General features: G+C 44.5%; 20 protein-coding genes. 13 read left to right on the top strand and 7 right to left on the bottom strand.

The annotated features are described in order from the left end of the window. Nucleotides 1-39: 39 nt before the first annotated feature. The 5 genes from QWY22_RS13710 to pepF all read left to right on the top strand — a co-directional run bounded on the left by QWY22_RS13710 (nt 40) and on the right by pepF (nt 6,005). Complete coding sequence (locus tag QWY22_RS13710; protein ID WP_300981385.1) at nt 40-1,248, top strand: putative glycoside hydrolase; 1,209 nt, start codon at nt 40-42, stop codon at nt 1,246-1,248. Between the two features lie 365 nt (nt 1,249-1,613). Beyond that, nucleotides 1,614-2,009 (top strand): transcriptional regulator SpxA, encoded by a 396-nt coding sequence (spxA, locus tag QWY22_RS13705; protein ID WP_175557103.1) that lies wholly within the window; start codon nt 1,614-1,616, stop codon nt 2,007-2,009. A gap of 239 nt (nt 2,010-2,248) precedes the next feature. Further along, complete coding sequence (gene mecA / locus QWY22_RS13700) at nt 2,249-2,905, top strand: adaptor protein MecA (RefSeq protein WP_053165614.1); 657 nt, start codon at nt 2,249-2,251, stop codon at nt 2,903-2,905. 139 nt (nt 2,906-3,044) lie between these two features. Then, nucleotides 3,045-4,136, top strand: a complete 1,092-nt coding sequence (locus tag QWY22_RS13695) for a competence protein CoiA (RefSeq protein WP_300981384.1) — start codon at nt 3,045-3,047, stop codon at nt 4,134-4,136. 60 nt (nt 4,137-4,196) lie between these two features. After that, nucleotides 4,197-6,005, top strand: coding sequence for an oligoendopeptidase F (pepF, locus tag QWY22_RS13690; RefSeq protein ID WP_300981383.1), 1,809 nt, complete (start codon nt 4,197-4,199; stop codon nt 6,003-6,005). Nucleotides 6,006-6,741: 736 nt separating this feature from the next. Here pepF and QWY22_RS13685 read toward each other — a convergent pair. The 3 genes from QWY22_RS13685 to QWY22_RS13675 form a co-directional block, all read right to left on the bottom strand. Beyond that, nucleotides 6,742-7,539, bottom strand: a complete 798-nt coding sequence (locus tag QWY22_RS13685; RefSeq protein WP_074510294.1) for a ClpXP adapter SpxH family protein — start codon at nt 7,537-7,539, stop codon at nt 6,742-6,744. Beyond that, nucleotides 7,536-7,934, bottom strand: a complete 399-nt coding sequence (locus QWY22_RS13680; protein ID WP_036807316.1) for a globin domain-containing protein — start codon at nt 7,932-7,934, stop codon at nt 7,536-7,538. Before QWY22_RS13680 ends, QWY22_RS13685 begins: the two co-directional genes overlap by 4 nt. A gap of 120 nt (nt 7,935-8,054) precedes the next feature. Then, the gene (locus QWY22_RS13675; RefSeq protein ID WP_300981382.1) at nt 8,055-8,636 is read right to left on the bottom strand and encodes a CYTH domain-containing protein; all 582 of its coding nucleotides are present in this window, start codon (nt 8,634-8,636) and stop codon (nt 8,055-8,057) included. Between the two features lie 124 nt (nt 8,637-8,760). On the opposite strand from QWY22_RS13675, the gene QWY22_RS13670 reads away from it, so the two are divergent. From QWY22_RS13670 to QWY22_RS13655, 4 genes are read left to right on the top strand one after another with little or no spacing between them, the layout of a single operon-like run. Further along, complete coding sequence (locus QWY22_RS13670; RefSeq protein ID WP_300981380.1) at nt 8,761-9,150, top strand: UPF0738 family protein; 390 nt, start codon at nt 8,761-8,763, stop codon at nt 9,148-9,150. A 22-nt stretch (nt 9,151-9,172) separates the two neighbouring features. Next, a complete protein-coding gene (gene yjbM, locus QWY22_RS13665) occupies nt 9,173-9,850 on the top strand; it encodes a GTP diphosphokinase (protein WP_300981379.1) in 678 nt (225 codons plus the stop codon). Then, nucleotides 9,847-10,647: an NAD kinase gene (locus tag QWY22_RS13660; protein WP_300981377.1), complete on the top strand. Its 801-nt coding sequence runs from the start codon at nt 9,847-9,849 to the stop codon at nt 10,645-10,647. The genes yjbM and QWY22_RS13660 overlap by 4 nt, the downstream gene beginning before the upstream one ends. Nucleotides 10,648-10,649: 2 nt before the next feature. Then, nucleotides 10,650-11,546, top strand: a complete 897-nt coding sequence (locus tag QWY22_RS13655) for an RluA family pseudouridine synthase (RefSeq protein ID WP_300981376.1) — start codon at nt 10,650-10,652, stop codon at nt 11,544-11,546. Here the strand turns inward: QWY22_RS13655 and prpE are convergent. Then, nucleotides 11,531-12,268, bottom strand: coding sequence for a bis(5'-nucleosyl)-tetraphosphatase PrpE (gene prpE / locus QWY22_RS13650; protein ID WP_300981375.1), 738 nt, complete (start codon nt 12,266-12,268; stop codon nt 11,531-11,533). The genes QWY22_RS13655 and prpE overlap by 16 nt on opposite strands. A gap of 94 nt (nt 12,269-12,362) precedes the next feature. Between prpE and mgtE the strand changes: the two genes are divergently transcribed. Both mgtE and fabI read left to right on the top strand, forming a co-directional pair. Further along, nucleotides 12,363-13,733 (top strand): magnesium transporter, encoded by a 1,371-nt coding sequence (gene mgtE, locus QWY22_RS13645; RefSeq protein ID WP_300981374.1) that lies wholly within the window; start codon nt 12,363-12,365, stop codon nt 13,731-13,733. A gap of 415 nt (nt 13,734-14,148) precedes the next feature. After that, a complete protein-coding gene (gene fabI, locus QWY22_RS13640) occupies nt 14,149-14,919 on the top strand; it encodes an enoyl-ACP reductase FabI (RefSeq protein WP_300981373.1) in 771 nt (256 codons plus the stop codon). A 61-nt stretch (nt 14,920-14,980) separates the two neighbouring features. Here the strand turns inward: fabI and QWY22_RS13635 are convergent, their stop codons facing one another. From QWY22_RS13635 to QWY22_RS13625, 3 genes are all read right to left on the bottom strand, one after another. Further along, entirely contained in the window at nt 14,981-15,412 is a 432-nt protein-coding gene (locus tag QWY22_RS13635; RefSeq protein WP_036807292.1) for a GNAT family N-acetyltransferase, read from the bottom strand. 1 nt (nt 15,413) lies between these two features. Further along, nucleotides 15,414-15,932 carry a YjcG family protein gene (locus QWY22_RS13630; RefSeq protein WP_300981372.1) on the bottom strand — a complete coding sequence of 173 codons (519 nt, stop codon included), beginning with the start codon at nt 15,930-15,932 and terminating at the stop codon, nt 15,414-15,416. A 75-nt stretch (nt 15,933-16,007) separates the two neighbouring features. Then, entirely contained in the window at nt 16,008-16,730 is a 723-nt protein-coding gene (locus tag QWY22_RS13625; protein WP_300981371.1) for an alpha/beta hydrolase, read from the bottom strand. A gap of 102 nt (nt 16,731-16,832) precedes the next feature. On the opposite strand from QWY22_RS13625, the gene QWY22_RS13620 reads away from it, so the two are divergent. Next, entirely contained in the window at nt 16,833-17,417 is a 585-nt protein-coding gene (locus tag QWY22_RS13620; RefSeq protein ID WP_300981370.1) for a phosphatidylglycerophosphatase A family protein, read from the top strand. 112 nt (nt 17,418-17,529) lie between these two features. Continuing rightward, a complete protein-coding gene (locus QWY22_RS13615; RefSeq protein ID WP_300981369.1) occupies nt 17,530-18,519 on the top strand; it encodes a TAXI family TRAP transporter solute-binding subunit in 990 nt (329 codons plus the stop codon). Nucleotides 18,520-18,552: the final 33 nt, after the last annotated feature.

The raw sequence follows: 18,552 nt of genomic DNA, 5'->3' as shown, positions 1-18,552 counted from the left end.
TAAGATAATTACAGATACTGACATAGGAGGCGTGACTGTATGAAGAAAAAGTTACCGATAGCAATTTGTTCATTGCTGCTTGGAACGTTGCTGGCTTCTCCAGCATCAGCAGCAGAAGACGAGTCTCAGCCACCGGATTTTGAAAAACGTACATATCATGCAGCAACGATAGATGCGGAAGTACTGGCATCTTCTAAATTATTTGCTTTTGATTCCGGCTTAGCCTTTGATTACCCGGATGCCGTACGGGGCATTTTTGTCACTGCCCACTCTGCAGGCGGCGCCCGGTTCGATCAACTCGTCGATTTGGTGGATACGACAGATTTAAATGCGATGGTAATAGACATTAAGGAAGATTTCGGCCATTTAACATACGAACCGAAAGAAGGGAGTCCGCTTGCAGCACTCGGCATTGGAGAACCCTATATCGAAGAGCCGCGTGCGATTTTGGAACGCCTCGAGGAAAAGAAGATTTATCCGATTGCACGGGTGGTCGTTTTTAAAGATTCAGTCCTGGCAGAAAAACGTCCGGAATGGTCGTTTGTCGACGGCAATCAGGTTTGGAAAAACCGAAGGGGAGAATCTTTTGTTAATCCTTTTATGAAAGAGGTATGGGACTACAACGTTCAAATCGCCATTGAAGCAGCTAAATTAGGCTTTAAAGAAGTCCAGTTCGACTATGTCCGTTTCCCGGAAGGATTTGAACACAGGGCAGATACACTGCAATATTCCATGGGGAAATACGCCGAGTCAGATCTTGATCCCATTCAACGGCGAGTGGAAGCAGTAACCGACTTTGTCGCATATGCCAGAAAGCAATTGGAACCATATGGAGTCGAAGTTTCTGTCGATATTTTCGGCTATTCCGCAACCTTGCCGGAGGCGCCGGGCATTGGACAGAACTTCTCCAAAATCTCGGAAAATGTGGATGTCATTTCTTCCATGATTTATCCGAGCCATTGGACTGCTTATTTCGGCATTGCCAAACCTGATCTGGAACCGTATAAGTTAGTGGCCGAATATGCCAAAGTTGAAAATAAAAAGTTGGCGGCATTGAAAAATCCGCCGGTGTCACGGCCGTGGCTTCAGGACTTTACAGCTTCTTATTTAGGAGCCGGCAATTATAAAAGATATGGAAAAGCAGAAGTGGAAGCGCAAATAAGGGCTTTAAATGAGAATGGGATTGAAGAATTTTTGTTATGGAATGCTGGCAACACCTATTCAAAAGGAGTAGATTATACCCCTTGATAAGCAAAACAAGCCCAATCCAACGATTGGGCTTGTTTTTTTGCAACTATTTTTGTTTTCATTCGTACTATATAAAGTAGGGGAAATGATTTTCAAGAAGGAATCGTAATTGAGAATAAAAAAATCTTCTATGTGGGTTTAAAACCTTTATACACGGGTAAAATAAAGAATATAAATAAATGAAGGAATTAAGAATTATGTAGCAATTATGTGACATTCAATCAGTTTTTTAAATAAATTTTAACAATCCCTATATTCAATAGATAACGATTGTTGTATAATGAATGTAAAGCTTCTACATTATAGTGATTCTAATTTAATAATTACTGAACTAACTTGAATCCGAAAGGAAGTGCTCCATTATGATGGTTACATTATTTACTTCTCCAAGCTGCACGTCTTGCCGAAAAGCGAAAGCATGGTTGGAAGAACATGAAATTCCATATACAGAACGCAATATTTTCTCTGAGCCTTTAACAATCAGTGAAATTAAAGAAATTCTGCGAATGACTGAAGACGGAACGGACGAAATCATTTCAACCCGTTCGAAGATTTTCCAAAAATTAAATGTTGATGTAGAAAGCTTGCCTCTACAACGTCTATATGAATTAATTCAGGAATACCCAGGTTTGCTACGCCGTCCAATTATCATGGACGAAAAACGATTGCAGGTCGGCTACAACGAAGATGAAATTCGTCGCTTCCTGCCTCGTAAAGTCAGAGCTTATCAATTGCTTGAAGCGCAGCGTATGGTGAACTAAAAAGTTTTCAAGCTGTCCGGTCTTTATGACAATTCATAATGGATCCCGGGCAGTTTTTGTTTTATTTTAATTAGTTGCATTTATCTGTACAATCCATTAAACTCTTAGTTACTTGAAGCTTAGGCAGCCTTAGGCATATACTTTCTCTTCCGTTATAAAACAGGATATAATTAAGGCAGTACCACAGCACGGTATAGAAGGACGATCCTCTTAGTCCATTTCGAAAGGAGAGGTGTAAAATGGAGATCGAACGAATCAATGATAACACAGTGAAATTTTACATTTCCTATCTTGATGTTGAAGAACGTGGCTTTAGCCGTGACGAAATTTGGTTTAACAGAGACAAAAGCGAAGAATTGTTCTGGGAAATGATGGATGAAGTGAACGAAGAAGCTGATTTCGTTATGGAAGGGCCGCTGTGGATTCAAGTCCAGGCAATGGATAAAGGACTTGAAGTAACGGTTACCCGAGCTCAACTTACTAAAGATGGGCAAAAAATTGATTTGCCTGATGATATAGAAGAACGCCGCAAAATGTTCGGCGGCGATGATGCAGCTGCATCCGAATTCGATGAATTTGAACCAATCTTCGATGAACCGGATTTGAAAAAACTCGAATACACATTTGTCTTCTCTGAAGTGGACGAATTGCTGCCATTGGCCCGCCGCTTAATGTACGTGCCGATTGAATCAGCGCTTTACCACTTTGAAAACAAATACTATCTGTATGTAGGGTTTGATGAACTCCTTCATTCAGAGAGTGATGTTAAAGACAATATCAGTATATTCACCGAGTACTTGCAAAGTTCTCCAATTACGATTCACCGTTTAGAGGAGTATGGCAAACCCATCTTCAAAAAAGATGCATTAGCAAATGTGCTGCATTACTTCGGATAAGGCCTCCTATGGGAGGTCTTATTTTTTTGCTTAAATTTAAGGGGCGAGTAAAGTTCAGCGAAAGAAACTGGACGGAAAGCCATTAAATATTTTTTCATTGCCTAAGCGGCATAACTCTTCTACAATCGAGAAAAGGAGAGTGAATGCTATATTAGTAGCTAAGACATCGACCGATCGACTAATTTATTTGCACCCACACCTAAACCGGGAACGTTTGGCTCACTTAAGAGCCAGTGAGCAATTTTTTTGTCCATCCTGCGGCGAATCCCTGCTTTTGAAAATCGGCAACATTAAAATCCCCCATTTTTCCCACACAATCCACTCAGAATGTGCAACTTTCAGTGAATCCGAATCCCCATTGCATCTGCACGGCAAAACGATGCTCCACACTTTTTTTACTCAAAAAAATCATCATGCAGAACTCGAAAAGTACTTCCCTTTTATTCGGCAACGGGCTGACTTGTTTATTGACCAGCGGTTTGCCGTCGAATTTCAATGCAGCCCTATTCCGGTTCAGCAGATCAAAGCACGAACAAATGGCTATCTAGAAGAGGGAATCCAGCCGCTTTGGCTGTTATCCGCAAAAAACGGCCAGACGGAAGGAATTCAAATCATCAAATTAAAGAGTTATGAGCGTGCTTTAATTCAACAAGCGAGAGAGTGTTCCTTTCTTTTGTCGTTCGACCCAGTGGCAAATCGCTTCTATTATTGCTCCAGCCTGTTTTTCCTCGGCGGCTTTCGGTGGATTGCTAAGATCAAGTCTTTGGCTGCTGGAAAACAGACCTTTCCTTTTGCGCTGCCCCGCAAGCTAACCAAAGCGGAATTCGAACTGGCCTTTGAGTTAGCTGCAACCGAAAGGCGGCGTTTTCTCCGCAGCCAGCAATTTGTACAAAATCGGTTTCGGAATCGGTTTTGGCGTGCCTGTTATGAACTTCAGCTGGATGCAGACAATCTCCCGCTGGCGATTGGAGCTCCGTTAACCGGCAATCATCTATTGGAAGGCAATTCCGTTGTCTGGCAGCTGCAAGCGCTTGTGGCACAATCTCAAGGGCTTTCCATGTCCGAACTTTTGGAAAGCGGACAAGTAAAGTTAGCAGCAGAGGCTTCCGTTCCAACCGTTGTCCAGCATTTGGAGCATTATCTGAAACTCTGCCATTTGATGGAACGGCGCAAGCACGACCGTGAGCTTCTTTTGGAACTTTTGTATGATAACTATTGCAAAAACGTATGAAAATTGAGAAAATAGTACGTAGTTCGACTCCCGAAAGAGTGGGGCAAAGGAGGAATTGCAATGGCGGAGAAATTACTATTGAGAAATGAAGTTCCTACAGAATTGACTTGGAAACTCGAAGATATTTTTGAGTCCAACGAAGTTTGGGAGCAGGAATTTAAAGAAGTGACTGCCTTGGCAGAAAAAGCGGATTCCTATCAAGGAAAATTACAGGAAAGTGCGGAAGCTTTGTATAATGTCTTGGTTTATAAAGACGAATTGCTGCAGCGGCTGCAGAAATTATATACGTATTCGCATATGCGCTATGACCAGGATACGACAAATTCAACGTATCAAGCGATGGACAGCCGGATCAAATCGCTTTATGCGAAAGTCTCAACTGGGTTGTCTTTTTTAACCCCTGAGATTCTTGGATTGGACGAAGCTGCCTTAACCGGCTATATCGAAAGCCACGAAGGCCTGCAGCTGTATAAGCATGCGCTTGAAGAACTGAATTCGGTCCGTCCCCACGTGCTTCCGGCAGAACAAGAGGCTTTGCTTGCCCAATTATCGGAAGTAGTGAGCACTTCATCTGATACATTCGGCATGCTGAACAATGCTGATCTGGAATTCCCGGAAATAGAAAATGAAGACGGCGAAAAAGTGCAGATTACACATGGCAATTACAGCCGTTTCCTTGAAAGTTCAGACCGCCGGGTTCGGGAAGCTGCCTTTAAAGCGGTTTATGCAACGTATGGAAAATTCCGCAATACGTTTGCTTCCACTTTGTCAGGCAACATTAAACGGGACAATGTAAACGCCCGTATCCGGAAATATGAATCGGCTCGCCAAGCGGCATTGTCAGACGATCATATTCCCGAGAGCGTTTACGACAATCTCGTAGAAACGGTTAACAACAATCTGCATTTGCTTCATCGCTACGCGGCTCTTCGCAAAGAAGTGCTAGGCCTGGATCAAGTCCACATGTACGATATGTACACGCCTTTAGTAAAAGAAGTAAAGATGGAAATCCCTTATGAGAAAGCGACCCAAACCATGCTGGCGGGCTTAAGTGCCTTAGGTGAGGAATACACCGGAATTGTGGAACAAGGCATCAACAACCGCTGGGTAGACGTCAAAGAAAACAAAGGCAAGCGCAGCGGAGCTTATTCCTCAGGAGCTTACGGCACCAATCCGTATATTTTGATGAACTGGCAGGACAATGTAGACAATTTGTTCACACTAGCCCATGAATTCGGCCACAGTGTCCACAGTTACTATACGCGTGCTTCTCAGCCATACGTTTACGGAGATTACTCCATATTCGTTGCGGAAGTGGCTTCAACAACAAACGAAGCTCTTTTGAATGAATACATGGTGAAAACAACCGAAGACGAACAGGAGCGCATATACTTGTTGAACCACTGGCTGGATGGGTTCAGAGGCACTGTATTCCGCCAAACGATGTTCGCTGAATTTGAGCATCTGATTCATCAAATGGATCAAAACGGCGAAGCGCTGACAGCGGATCGTTTAACCGAAGTGTATTATGAACTCAACAAAAAATACTTTGGGGAAGAAGTAGCGGTGGACGAGGAAATCGGAATGGAGTGGGCACGCATTCCACACTTCTACTATAATTATTACGTGTTCCAATATGCTACTGGCTTAAGTGCAGCTACCGCCTTAAGCAAAGGCATTTTAGAAGAAGGCCAACCAGCAGTCGACCGCTATATCAAGGAATTCCTGAAAGCCGGAAGTTCGGATTATCCGATTGAAGTATTGAAAAAAGCCGGAGTGGACATGACTTCTCCGGAACCTGTTGCAGAAGCTTGCAAAGTTTTTGAAGAAAAACTGATTGAGCTGGAAAAACTATTATTGAAAAAATAACGGTTAAGAAAAAGGGACATTCTCTAAATGTTCCTTTTTCTTATTTTGTTTTATTAACATAACAAAATACATTTTCAGTTGCTAGATTCTGTTATGACATTATGACAAATTTGTGAAATTCCTTGTGAAATATTGCATTAACTATTATTCCGTGATAAAGTAAGGTTGTGAAATAAATCACATACAAACATACACCCCTTTGTTTGAGCGTGAACATTTCTCCCATCCCCTTTGTGTAATATGGAAAGGCGTCTTCCGCTAGCGGAAGGCGCCTTTCACGTTTTTTACAGAAAAGCGGAAGCGCCTGTTCAGCTCCGACCGGCGTAAGACGATTTGGCGAAGCGGCATATTTTCAGCCGCACAGCCAAAGCGGCTTACGACCCGAGGAGCTAGGCGCTGCAGCTAGACAATAAAGAAAAGCGGAAACGGCCGCTCAGCTTCGACCGGCATAAGACAGACCAGCGAAGTGGCGCTCTTTGCCACACAGCTGGGTTGGCTTATGACCCGAGAAGCTGGCCGTTGCAGCTAGACAATAAAGAAAAGCGGAAACGGCCGCTCAGCTTCGACCGGCATAAGACAGACCAGCGAAGTGGCGCTCTTTGCCACACAGCTGGGTTGGCTTATGACCCGAGGGGCTGGGCGCCGGAGTTAGACAACAAAGAAAAGCGGAAGCGCCTGTTCAGCTTTTACGTCTCCTATACATACAAACAAAAAAGCCTTCCGCAGATGCGGAAGGCTATTTTAATGTCCATAAAGTTTGGTCCGGCAAGTTAATCCGTTCCAGCTTTTGTTGAAGCAGCTGCTTTTTTAGCTCACGCTCTGCTGTCTGTTCAGAGATATTATATATGGAAGCAATTTCTCTCGTAGCCAAAGTGGAATACTTTAAAAATAATTCTTCAAGTGATGGCGGAGATTGGCGGTTCAGCCGTTCCTGGCCAAGCATTTCCTGCAAAATGGTTTGATAAACATCATATGAATAGAGTCCGGATACTTTCACGCCTTCATCTTCTATGCATTCGTTAAAGAAAACGATGCTTGGCACTTCATCGATCTCCATTTCACGAGTGATATGCATATCGCATTGGAAAGCTTTTGCGGTGTGGACCGAGTGGAAATCGCGTTTGAATTCTTCCTGGTCCAGCTCGGATTCTTCCGCAATCTCCAATAAAATGGCGTAGGAGGAAACATCTTTCGTCTGAAGCAGCAAGTATTCCTGTAATTTATGCAAGAAACGGTTTCCCGCGCGCTTCCCCTGAAGTTCCGCCGCTTTTACTGCAACTGAGGCAAGCACCGGATGTGAAAGGTTTGTTGTGTCAACGTTGACTGTTTTACTGATCTTATTCAAGGTGAACAGCTTGGTGCTTAATACAAAACGCATGGAAAAGTAGTGGCCGTACTCGATTTGAAGCTTACGGATGATTCCTTGCAGTTCCCAGCATTCTGGATTTAACGGGTCAAAAAAAACATAGAGTTCCATGGGCTTCAGTGGCTTAGCCTGATGGTCCATTTCTTGAACCAGGTCCAGATTGTTCACTCTAACTCCTCCTCGCTATCTTGCTCATTCACCATGTGATGAGCAGTCATAACAAGCCGTTGGAAAAAGATTTCACGGAATTTCCCTTCCAATCCAATTTCGTCCATCGCTTCACTCATACACTCCAGCCAAGCTTGAGCCCGGGCAGGCGTTATTGGAAAAGGATGGTGACGCGCTTTCAGTCTTGGATGTCCGTGTTCTTCAGAATATAAATTAGGCCCACCTAAATATTGAGTCATAAATTGTTTTTGTTTTCTCGCAGTTTCAGTTAAATCTTGAGGAAAGATAGGCTGCAGCTTTGGATGCTTTGCCACACGTGCATAAAATGCATCAATCAACTGTGACAAGCGTTCCGCACCAATTTCTTCGTACGGAATTATCGGTTTTCCAGTCATTATTGTGTCTCCTTTGCTTTAGCTGTAAATTCATTTTAACAACGGAGAAGGAATTTCTCAAACAAATCGACTGAACCGATTGGGAGATGTGGAATATTCCACTGGATTTAGCAATTTTTTTCAGTGTTTGGGTTTGGCCGATTTCATGAAACGGGCAATCTTTTTATCAGCCGGACGAAGCGGAATCTGCCGTTGCTGAAGGAAATCTGTAAATTGCTGTTCACCGATTTGTGCATCTGCCACTTCAAATTCCAGCTCATAATCCATGGTCTCTCCGTATTCAGAATGATCCAGGACGAGCAGACCGGATTGGAAATCAAATTCGATGCGGTGGGTGGTCAATTTGCCGATCATCTTCAGCTGCGCCGGTGCTACATTTAAGGTTTGCAGCGCCTCACAAACTTCAGGCGCTTCATGAGAAACACCTTCTATAAATTCCTGCGCCTGTCGTTCATTCAGCAAATCGGTGATCTCGTAATTACCTTTTGGAGCAGGTGTTTTCAGCGTGCATTCAAAGCCGTTGTGTTTTTTACGGATACGGAGTGCACATTTGGACGATTTTAAAGCGAAGTCAGCTGTATCGAAATAATGATTCACCTGTGTTTTGGCATCGGCTTCCGTATAGCCGAAATGCTCCAGCAGTTGGTCGTATTCTTTTCGGGTCAGCATGTTTTTAAATTCAATTTCAAGTTCTTTGGTCATTTTCAAACACCTCTCTGTTAAATTTATTATCGGATAGTTTGCCGCAAACTGCAACGAATGGCAGAGCTGTGTTAAAATATGCCTATAAAGAAATGGCGAAATCGGCAGAAGGGGAGTACATTCAGTGCGTAAATTAGTTGAAGTAAAAGAAGGAACCATTACCGAAAACCAAATTCAGTTCAGCATCCAGGCAAATGAGCCGTTTGAAGCAGTAGAAGCGGCAGGGAAAATGCTTGCGGACAGCGACGAATGCGCTTTTGTTTATGTAGTGGATACGGGAACTGAATATATCTACGTGCATTTCAAACAACATACATGGTCTTTGTTGGCGGAGGCACTGCAAAGAACCGATGTGCCGCTTTTGCTATGGGGAGAACAAATTATGCCGCTTAGTGCCTTTCACGAGGAACTGTGGATGTTGATCGAGAATATTGAAGGAAATGACAATTACGGCGAAGTGTTCCGCACAGCGGTTGAAGATGTTTTTCAAGAGGCACTTGCTTCACGCAGCTAAAGAGAAGTGAGGGGGACAGGTTATGGGTCAGTGGGATCGTTTTTTAGCGCCTTATAAACAGGCAGTAGATGAATTGAAAATCAAATTTAAAGGAATGCGGCAGCAGTTTGAAACGGACAATACCAATTCGCCAATTGAATTTGTCACGGGCCGGGTAAAACCGCTGGCAAGCATTTATGATAAAACCCTTGAAAAAGGCATTCCGTTTGAGCCGTCAGAGGAATTGGCGCATCAGCTCCAGGATATTGCCGGCCTTCGAATGATGTGCCAATTTGTAGGGGATATTGAAACGGTGGTGGGGCTTTTGCGCCAGCGCAACGATTTGCGGATTGTGGAAGAAAAAGATTATATTTCCCATGAGAAGCAAAGCGGCTACCGTTCGTACCATGTCATTGTGGAGTATCCGGTTCAGACGATCAAAGGCGAACAGCTCATCTTGGCGGAAATTCAGATTCGGACGCTTGCCATGAATTTTTGGGCATCAATCGAGCATTCGCTGAATTATAAATATAAAGGGATTTTCCCGGCAGAAATTAAAAATCGTTTGCAGCGGGCAGCTGAAGCTGCTTTTCAGCTGGATGAAGAAATGTCGCAGATCCGGGATGAAATTCAGGAAGCCCAGGCTTATTTCAGTGAATTTAAAGAATCCCCTAGTACACATTTTCCGAGTGAGCGTGAAGGAGGGAAATCATCGAGATGAAATTTTATATTCAATCGAGAAGTGATGAGTTATCCAATCAATTAATGGCCACCGCACGGGAATATTTACAGGATTTTGGTATGGAGTGGAACGAAGAATCTCCAGACGTCGTGCTGTCCATTGGCGGAGACGGGACGTTTCTTCATGCATTCCACAAATACCGGAATCAGCTGGACTCCGTTGCTTTTGTGGGGTTACATACGGGGCATCTGGGATTTTATGCAGACTGGAAGCCGCTTGAAATTGAAAAGCTGGTGCTGTCGATTGCCAAAAAGGATTACGAAGTCATTGAATACCCGCTGCTTGAAACGAGCATCCATTACCGCAACAAAGAGGAGCCGGCCGTTTACTTGGCGTTGAATGAGTCGACCGTTAAATCTCCTGATGTGACGCTCGTCATGGATGTCTTTTTAAACGAAAGCCATTTCGAGACGTTCCGGGGAGATGGGTTGTGCATGTCCACGCCATCAGGAAGCACGGCTTACAACAAAGCGCTTGGAGGAGCCATCATCCATCCCTCGCTGCAGGCGATGCAGCTGACCGAAATGGCTTCGATCAACAACCGGGTTTTCCGTACCGTGGGTTCTCCGCTTGTACTGCCTTCGCATCACCGTTGTGCGCTGCGTCCAGTCAAAGCGGTGGATTTTATGGTCACGGTCGACCATTTGCAGCTGCTCCATAAAGACGTGAAATCCATCGAGTACAGAGTAGCGGACGAAAAAGTCCGGTTTGCCCGGTTCCGAAATCATCCATTCTGGAAAAGGGTCCATGATTCATTCATTGATAGTGAGGTTTAAAAGTGAAGCAATTAAAGCCGTTCCAATTAACATATGTCGCAAAAGATTCCGGTTTGCTGCGGGAAGCCCTGCACGATTGGGGGATTTCCAAAAGAACGCTGGCATCTGTCAAATACAGCGGCGGCCAGATTTTAGTCAATGGAAATGAAGTAACGGTCCGGCATGTCTTGGAAAAAGATGATGCCGTGACCGTTATTTTTCCGAATGAAGAACTGGGGGAAGGATTGATCCCGGAAGCAGGGCCGCTTCAGATTGTTTATGAAGACGAAGCCTTGCTGATTGTCGATAAACCGCCTCTGCAAAACACCATTCCTTCCCGTGAACACCCTGCCGGGAGCCTTGCGAATATTGTAGCCAACCATTTCGAAGTAAATGAAATTCCGGCGACGCTGCATATCGCTACCCGCCTTGACCGTGACACATCAGGGCTTGTGTGCATCGCAAAAAACCGCCATATCCATCACATGCTTTCCATGCAGCAAAAAGGAAACATGATGAAACGGCGGTATGATGCCTTTGCCCATGGAAAGTTTGCTGAGCAGAAGTTTGTGATTACCGAACCGATTGGCCGAAAAGATACGAGCATCATTGAACGGGAAGTGCGCCAAGATGGCCAATTTGCTGAGACAGAAGTGGAAGTCCTCCAGGAGTTTGACGGCTTTACGCACGTTGAGCTCGGATTGAACACGGGCAGAACCCATCAAATCCGCGTTCACTTGTCGCATATTGGGCATCCGCTGCTCGGCGACGATTTATACGGAGGAAAGCGCAGCGAAATTTCCCGCCAAGCGCTCCACTGCAAATCGCTGGAGCTGGTCCATCCCGTATCGGGAGAACCCATATCTTTCACTTCTCCTTTAAAAGAAGATATGGAACAATTGATTTATGCAAAACGATGAAAACGGTCCGGCTGATAAGGTTGGTGTGAAGGGACGGCTACCAGTTCTCTTTCAGGGAATCGGAAGGCCGTCAATGATCCCCCGAAGACACAGCCCGTATCAATATTAACCGTTTGGTTGATCATGTAGGGCTTTTCGGTTGGAGTATGGCCGTAAACAATCCACTTTCCCCCTCGGTAGGACTTTGCCCAGTCTCTTCGAATAGGCCGGCCGTTTTGATCAAATCTTCCTGTAATATCGCCGTATAAAACGAAAGTGGCGATGCTTCTGCTAAGCGGTTTCCCAATCATCTCTGATTTAAGTCCGGCATGGGCAACAATCAGTTCAGTGCCGAGTTCCTGGTAGATGGGAAGCTCTTCATAAAAACGCCGGTAACGGGCTCTGAACGCCTGCTGCGCTTTTTTCGGAAGTGCCCTCCATTCAGCAAGAGACGTTTCGAGTCCGTTATTGACTTGGACGTTATGGCCTTTAAAATAGCGATAAAGTTTGTTGCAATGATTTCCCGGGGAATAGTAGAGAATGCCCTTATCCTGCATCCGAAACAAGAGCTGGAGGACTTCGAGTGATTTAGGCCCCCGGTCCATAGCATCTCCGACAAAGACCAGCTGCCGGCCTTCGGGATGGACATAGACACCGTGGATTTCTTCGTAGCCAAGTTTTGCAAATAAATCCAATAGCTCATCAAAACAGCCGTGGATATCGCCGATAATATCGTATTTCAAAAAATCACCTCTTAAATCTTGATTATCTCTACACATAGTGTAACGTAAAGAAGGAAATTGCAAGACATTGAACAATCGGAAGGAGGGAGTTTACATGATAGAAGAAAAAGTAATGAATGAAAAAGAAATAAATGATGAACTGTTATTGGGGTTGTTGGAAAGCGATGACCTCGAAAGTTTTCGGGAAGAGTTCCTTGCCCAGCATCCATACGACCAAGCGACATTTTATGCAAAAGCGGAGCAAGAAATCCGCCATCAACTGTATCAGTATCTCTCTCCTAAAGAAATGGCCGATATTTTTGAAGCCATTGAATTAGATGACGATGAATACGAAGATCTGTTTAAAGAAATCAATGTCCATTATGCGGCGGATTTGCTTGCTGCCATGTATACAGATGATGCCGTCGATATTCTCAATAAATTGAACAAAGATCAAGTTGCTGCCTATTTAACCATCATGGATAAAGAATCAGCGCGCCAGATCAAAGATTTGCTGCATTACGAAGAATATACGGCTGGTTCAATCATGACTACAGAATTTGTTTCCATCCCTGAAAACTCGACTGTACGTTCAGCGATGAATATTCTTCGGAATGCAGCACCGAATGCCGAAACCATCTATTATGTGTTTGTTGTGGACGAAGATAAACGCCTGTCAGGCATCGTTACTTTGCGTGACTTGATCATTTCTGATGAAGATACGCTGATCAGGTCCATCATGAATGAGCGGGTGGTTTCTGTATCGGTCGGTGAAGACCAGGAAGAAGTCGCACGGATGATCAAGGATTATGATTTCCTGGCGATGCCGGTTATTGATTTTCAAAATCATTTGCTTGGCATTATAACCGTCGATGATATCATCGATGTCCTTGACGAAGAAGCATCAGACGATTACTCCAAACTGGCTGCGGTATCCGATATGGATACGTTTGACAGAGGGCCGTTCACAGCGGCAAAGAAACGCTTGCCGTGGCTTATTTTACTGACGTTCCTCGGCATGCTGACTGCCAATCTGATGGGGATGTTTGAAGCGACGCTCGATAAAGTGGCGCTGTTGGCTGTCTTTATCCCGTTGATTGCCGGTATGGCGGGCAACAGCGGAACGCAGGCACTTGCCGTAGCAGTCCGCGGGATTGCCACAGGGGATATTGAAGAAGAAAGCAAAATGAAATTACTGTTCCGGGAAGCGGGCACCGGTTTGATTACAGGTGTCGTATGCGGATTGGTCGTCGTCGGACTCGTGTATTTTTGGAAAGGCGAATTATTGATCGGCGCATTGGTTGGCACTGCTGTCATGAGTTCTATTTTTGTGGCGACCCTTGCCGGTTCATTTATTCCGCTGCTGATCCATCGCCTGAACATTGACCCAGCCGTTGCATCCGGACCGTTTATCACCACATTGAATGACATTATTTCCATCCTGATTTACTTGGGATTGGCTACGACATTCTTAAACCAACTCTAGAAAAGTGCGAATTGCACTTTTCTTTTTTATAGGGTAATATTAGTACCAGGTAATAATAAAAGCAAAGGCGGCCGTTTAGCCCCGACAAGCGCTGGAAGGATTGGCATGGATGGTGTTCTTTGCCATTTGTGGCAAGGCTGAAGCGACTCGAGGGGCTGACCGCCGGAGCTGGATAATAATAAAAGCGAAAGCGGCCGTTTAGCCCCGACAAGCGCTGGAAGGATTGGCATGAATGGCGTTCTTTGCCATTCGTGGCAAGGCTGAAGCGACTCGAGGGGCTGGCCGCCGGAGCTGGATAACAAGAAAAGCAGAAGCTCCCTAAAAGCTTCGGCCAGTACTGGACAATTAAAAATTAAAGCACGGAATGTCTGAATAGAGGCAATCTGAATATTAAAAAATGTAGGGGGAATAAAGAATGTCAATATCACTAACAGGAAAAACATACGTCGTTATGGGAGTTGCCAATAAGCGGAGTATTGCGTGGGGAATTGCGCAGTCACTGGATCAATCCGGTGCACGTTTAATCTTTACATATGCCGGCGAACGTTTTGAAAAGCCGGTACGCGATTTGGTGGCTACATTGGATGGCAACCATGAATTGATTTTGCCTTGTGATGTAACAAGCGATGAAAGTGTAGAAACCTGCTTCGCTACCATCAAAGAACAAGTAGGATCTATTGACGGCCTTGCTCATTGCATCGCGTTTGCAAAGACGGAAGAACTGGCAGGCGACTTTTCGGATACATCACGCGACGGTTTCTTACTGGCACAAAATATCAGCTCTTATTCATTGACGGTCATAGCGAAGCACGCCAAGCCGCTTATGACAGAAGGAGGAAGCATTGTCGCGTTGACGTATATCGGCGGTGAGCGCGTAATGCCTAACTATAATGTCATGGGCGTAGCTAAAGCTTCACTTGAAATGTCGGTGCGCTATTTAGCGGCTGATCTTGGTAAACACGGAATTCGTGTAAATGCAATTTCCTCAGGACCAATCCGTACATTGTCAGCAAAAGGCATCAGCGGTTTCAACACGATTCTTCATGAAATTGAAGAAAAAGCTCCGCTTCGCCGCAATACCACTCCAGAAGAAGTAGGAGATACGGCTGCATTTTTGTTTAGTGATATGTCCCGTGGAATTACCGGAGAAACAATCCATGTCGACAGCGGGTATCACGTTCTGTAAAAATTATTTTTTAAATGAAGAAACATAAAAGCAGGGCAACCGTTTAAGGTGCCCTGCTTTTTTACGTGATTTTTTTCTCCATGCCGCGGTGTGGAATCCCGGCATCCATAAATTCAGGAGTGGTTACGACATAATCAAGTTTTTCATAAAATGGGACGGCATAGGACTGGGCATTGAGTTTCAATGTGAACAAGCCCGCTTTTAAGGCGTACTGTTCCATTTCCTCCATCATAAGCACCCCGGCATGAAGCCCGCGGTATTCAGGAAGTACACATACCCGTTCGATTTTGCCTGTACCCATTTCAATTTCGCGGATGCGTGCAGCCGCAATCGGTTGTTCAAGCTCATAGCCGACAAAGTGAACAGCTGATTCATCAAATTCATCCATCTCAATGTGCAAGGGAACCCCTTGCTCTTCAACGAACACTTTTCTTCTCACTTCAAAAGCTTGTTCTTTTTCAAGTGGAGTTTCTGCAATTGTTACTTTTTGCAATTTACTGGTCATCTCCTGTTAAGCGGAATGTATCATGAACTGTCCAGGATCCATCTTCAAGTTGATACAGCAGATGGATGCGGTCAATGATTTCTTCATGGTCGATGCCGACCATTTTTAACTGGCCGAAAATGTCTGCGTGTTCCGAATCAGACATTTTTTGCGCAATGGTGATATGGGGAACATAAGAATATTTTGTTTGGCTGTCATAAAAATCGGTATGCAAATCTTTGTGCAAAGACAAAATTCCTGGATCCGGATCAACTTTGAAATACAAGGTATTGGTTAACGGAGAAAATGTGCTCACACGGGTAGCGTGAAGTTTAAACGGCTTATGGCGCTTTGCTATTTCTTCCAATCCCTGCACAAGTTTCTCCGTTTCGTTTTCATCCACTTCAAACGCATCTTTCAGTGTCATATGAGGTGTAATCAGTTCATAATGCGGATCGTAACGTTTGCGGTACGAATTCGCAACGTCCTGTAATTTTTTTGCTGGAAATGCAACAACTCCAAATTTCATAAATAACCCTCCTAGTCAGTAGTGAAAATTCTAAAATTATTATACCAAAAAAACTTCTAGGCTGCGAACGCCTGACTATAAACCGAAATTTTGGAGCAAAGCGCGTTTAAGATCTGGCTGCCAATGCTTCCAGGTGTGGTCTCCATCAAATTCTTCATAAAAGATGGAAAACCCTTTATTTTTCATTAAATTATTTAATTCCCTATTGGGTTCCAGAAAATCGGCTGTGTCTCCGGAAGTTAATTTCACTGCAGTTTCGCCTGTGCCAATTACGTGATATACGGTGAACGAGTTCGCAGAATTGAAGCTATCGACTGCAGCCATCAATTCGCCGCTGACTTTTGGCGACTGCAAAATCACGCGCCCAAAAATATTCGGATATTTTAAAGCTGCGCTCAGGGATACGGTAGCCGCCAGTGAATCACCGATCAAAGCACGCCCCATGCCGACTTGGTAAGTCGGATAATGTTCATCTAAATATGGCACCAGTTCATGGGCCAGGAACCGCAAATAAGCGCCGTGTTTTTCGCCGGTCGGTTCATATTTGCTGCTGCGGTCTTTTACATTTTTATAAGGAACACCGACGAAAATGATGTTTTCAATCTCGTTGTTTTCCAAAAGCTCATCAGCTATCCGCGGCAGCCGTCCCAGCTGGAAATAATCTTTGCCATCCGATGCAATGATCAAAGTATATTTATAAAGTGGTGAAAAATTAGAAGGAAGGTAAACCAGTAGCTGCATTTCTTCCTGCAATTCCTTGCTGTAAATGGTTAAATCCTGGACACTGCCTCTATTCATTAATAACCCTCCTATTGCTTTCTGTACGAAAATTGTAACATATTCCAAGAGAGAGGTATAATGGGCAGGAAAGCTAAAGAAAATTGGAAGGGGATGTTTGGGATGGATGGAGGAAAATTCCGTGTACATTCAGATGAAGTGACAAAAGCAACGCATCAAGCATTAGAACGCAGAGGAATCAGTTTGGATGAAATCGCAAGAATCGTCCTTGAAATGCAATTGCCTTATAATGATGGACTGACCATCGATCATTGCATCGAATCGGTTGAAAGTGTTCTCCGGAAACGCGAAATGCAGCACGCGCTGCTCGTCGGCATTGAGTTGGATGAACTGGCGGAACAAGGAAAATTGTCACGTCCGCTTCAGCAGATTGTCGATTCGGATGAAGGATTATTTGGGGTAGACGAAATGATCGGCCTTGGAGCCGTTCTAACATATGGCAGCATCGCAGTGACTACTTTCGGCCATTTAGATAAGAACAAAGTGGGCATCATCCGTAAGCTGGATACGAAAACCGGAGGAGCGGTTCATACATTCCTCGATGATTTAGTAGCGAGCATTGCCGCTTGTGCATCTGCACGAATTGCACATCGGACAAGAGACTTGGAAGAAAGAGGCATGACTTTTGAAGATGTGTCCCCTGAAGATACCGCTCCGGAAACTCATGTAGAAGGCGCAGAAACCTGAAACTAAGTTCCTTCTTCTTATATTTTTTGGAAAATTCAGTTGGCAAACAAGTCGAAAGACATGTTATGATGAAATTGGAATATTAAGAAAATTCAGAAGGGGGAATTTTATGATGGCTAAGCGTAAATTTGGGTTGTTCACAGCAATTGCTTTGGCGGGATCCGTTTTTCTGGCAGGTTGCGGCGGAGACACAGCCACTGACAGCGGAGGAAGTGGGGAAGGCGGCGAAGCGAAAGATCCTGAATTCTTGAGCGTCTTAACTGGTGGAACTACAGGCACATACTATCCACTTGGCGGTGCAATGGCGACAATCATTGAAAATGAAACCGGCATTGATACGACTGCGGAGGTTTCTCAGGCTTCTGCTGCCAATATGACCGCTCTTGCAGATGGAGACGCACAAATTGCTTTTGTTCAGACTGATACCGCTTTTTATGCAGCGGAAGGATCGAATATGTTTGAAGGCGAAGTCATTGATACAGTTTCGGCCATCGGAGCCCTTTATCCGGAAACGATTCAGTTAGTGACGACAGCCGATTCAGGAATTGCTTCGTTTGAGGATTTGAAAGGGAAAAAAGTTTCTGTGGGAGCTCCGGCTTCTGGAACTTATATCAATGCGGAGCAGCTATTGGAAATTCATGGAATGACCATGGAAGACATTGAAGAGCAAAACCTGGATTTTGCCGAATCCCAGGAGAGCTTGCAGGGGGGACAGATTGACGCAGCGTTTATTACTGCAGGAACCCCGACCGGTGCAGTGGAAAGTTTAAGTGCTACAGCGGATGTTTCGATTGTTCCGGTAGCGGACGACAAAGCGGCCGAACTGATTGAAAAATATCCTTACTATGCAAAAGATACAATTACTTCAGGGACTTATGGGTTGACAGAAGATGTACCGACAGTTTCCGTGCTGGCGATGCTGGTGGTTCAAAATGACCTTTCTGAAGATCTGGTTTACGATATTACGAAAGCGATTTATGAAAACACCGATCAGATTCAGCATGCCAAAGCGAAACTGATCAAAGCGGAAACGGCTTTGGATGGCATTGGCATCGACGTCCATCCGGGCGCACAGAAGTATTTTGACGAAGTGAATAAATAAAACGACAAGAATAATTGACGATAAAGCAGCAGC

The sequence above is a fragment of the Planococcus liqunii genome, from assembly GCF_030413595.1.
Classification (GTDB): Bacteria; Bacillota; Bacilli; order Bacillales_A; family Planococcaceae; genus Planococcus; species Planococcus liqunii.
Note: the sequence above shows the minus strand (reverse complement) of the source record. Positions and strands in the feature narration are given on the sequence as shown.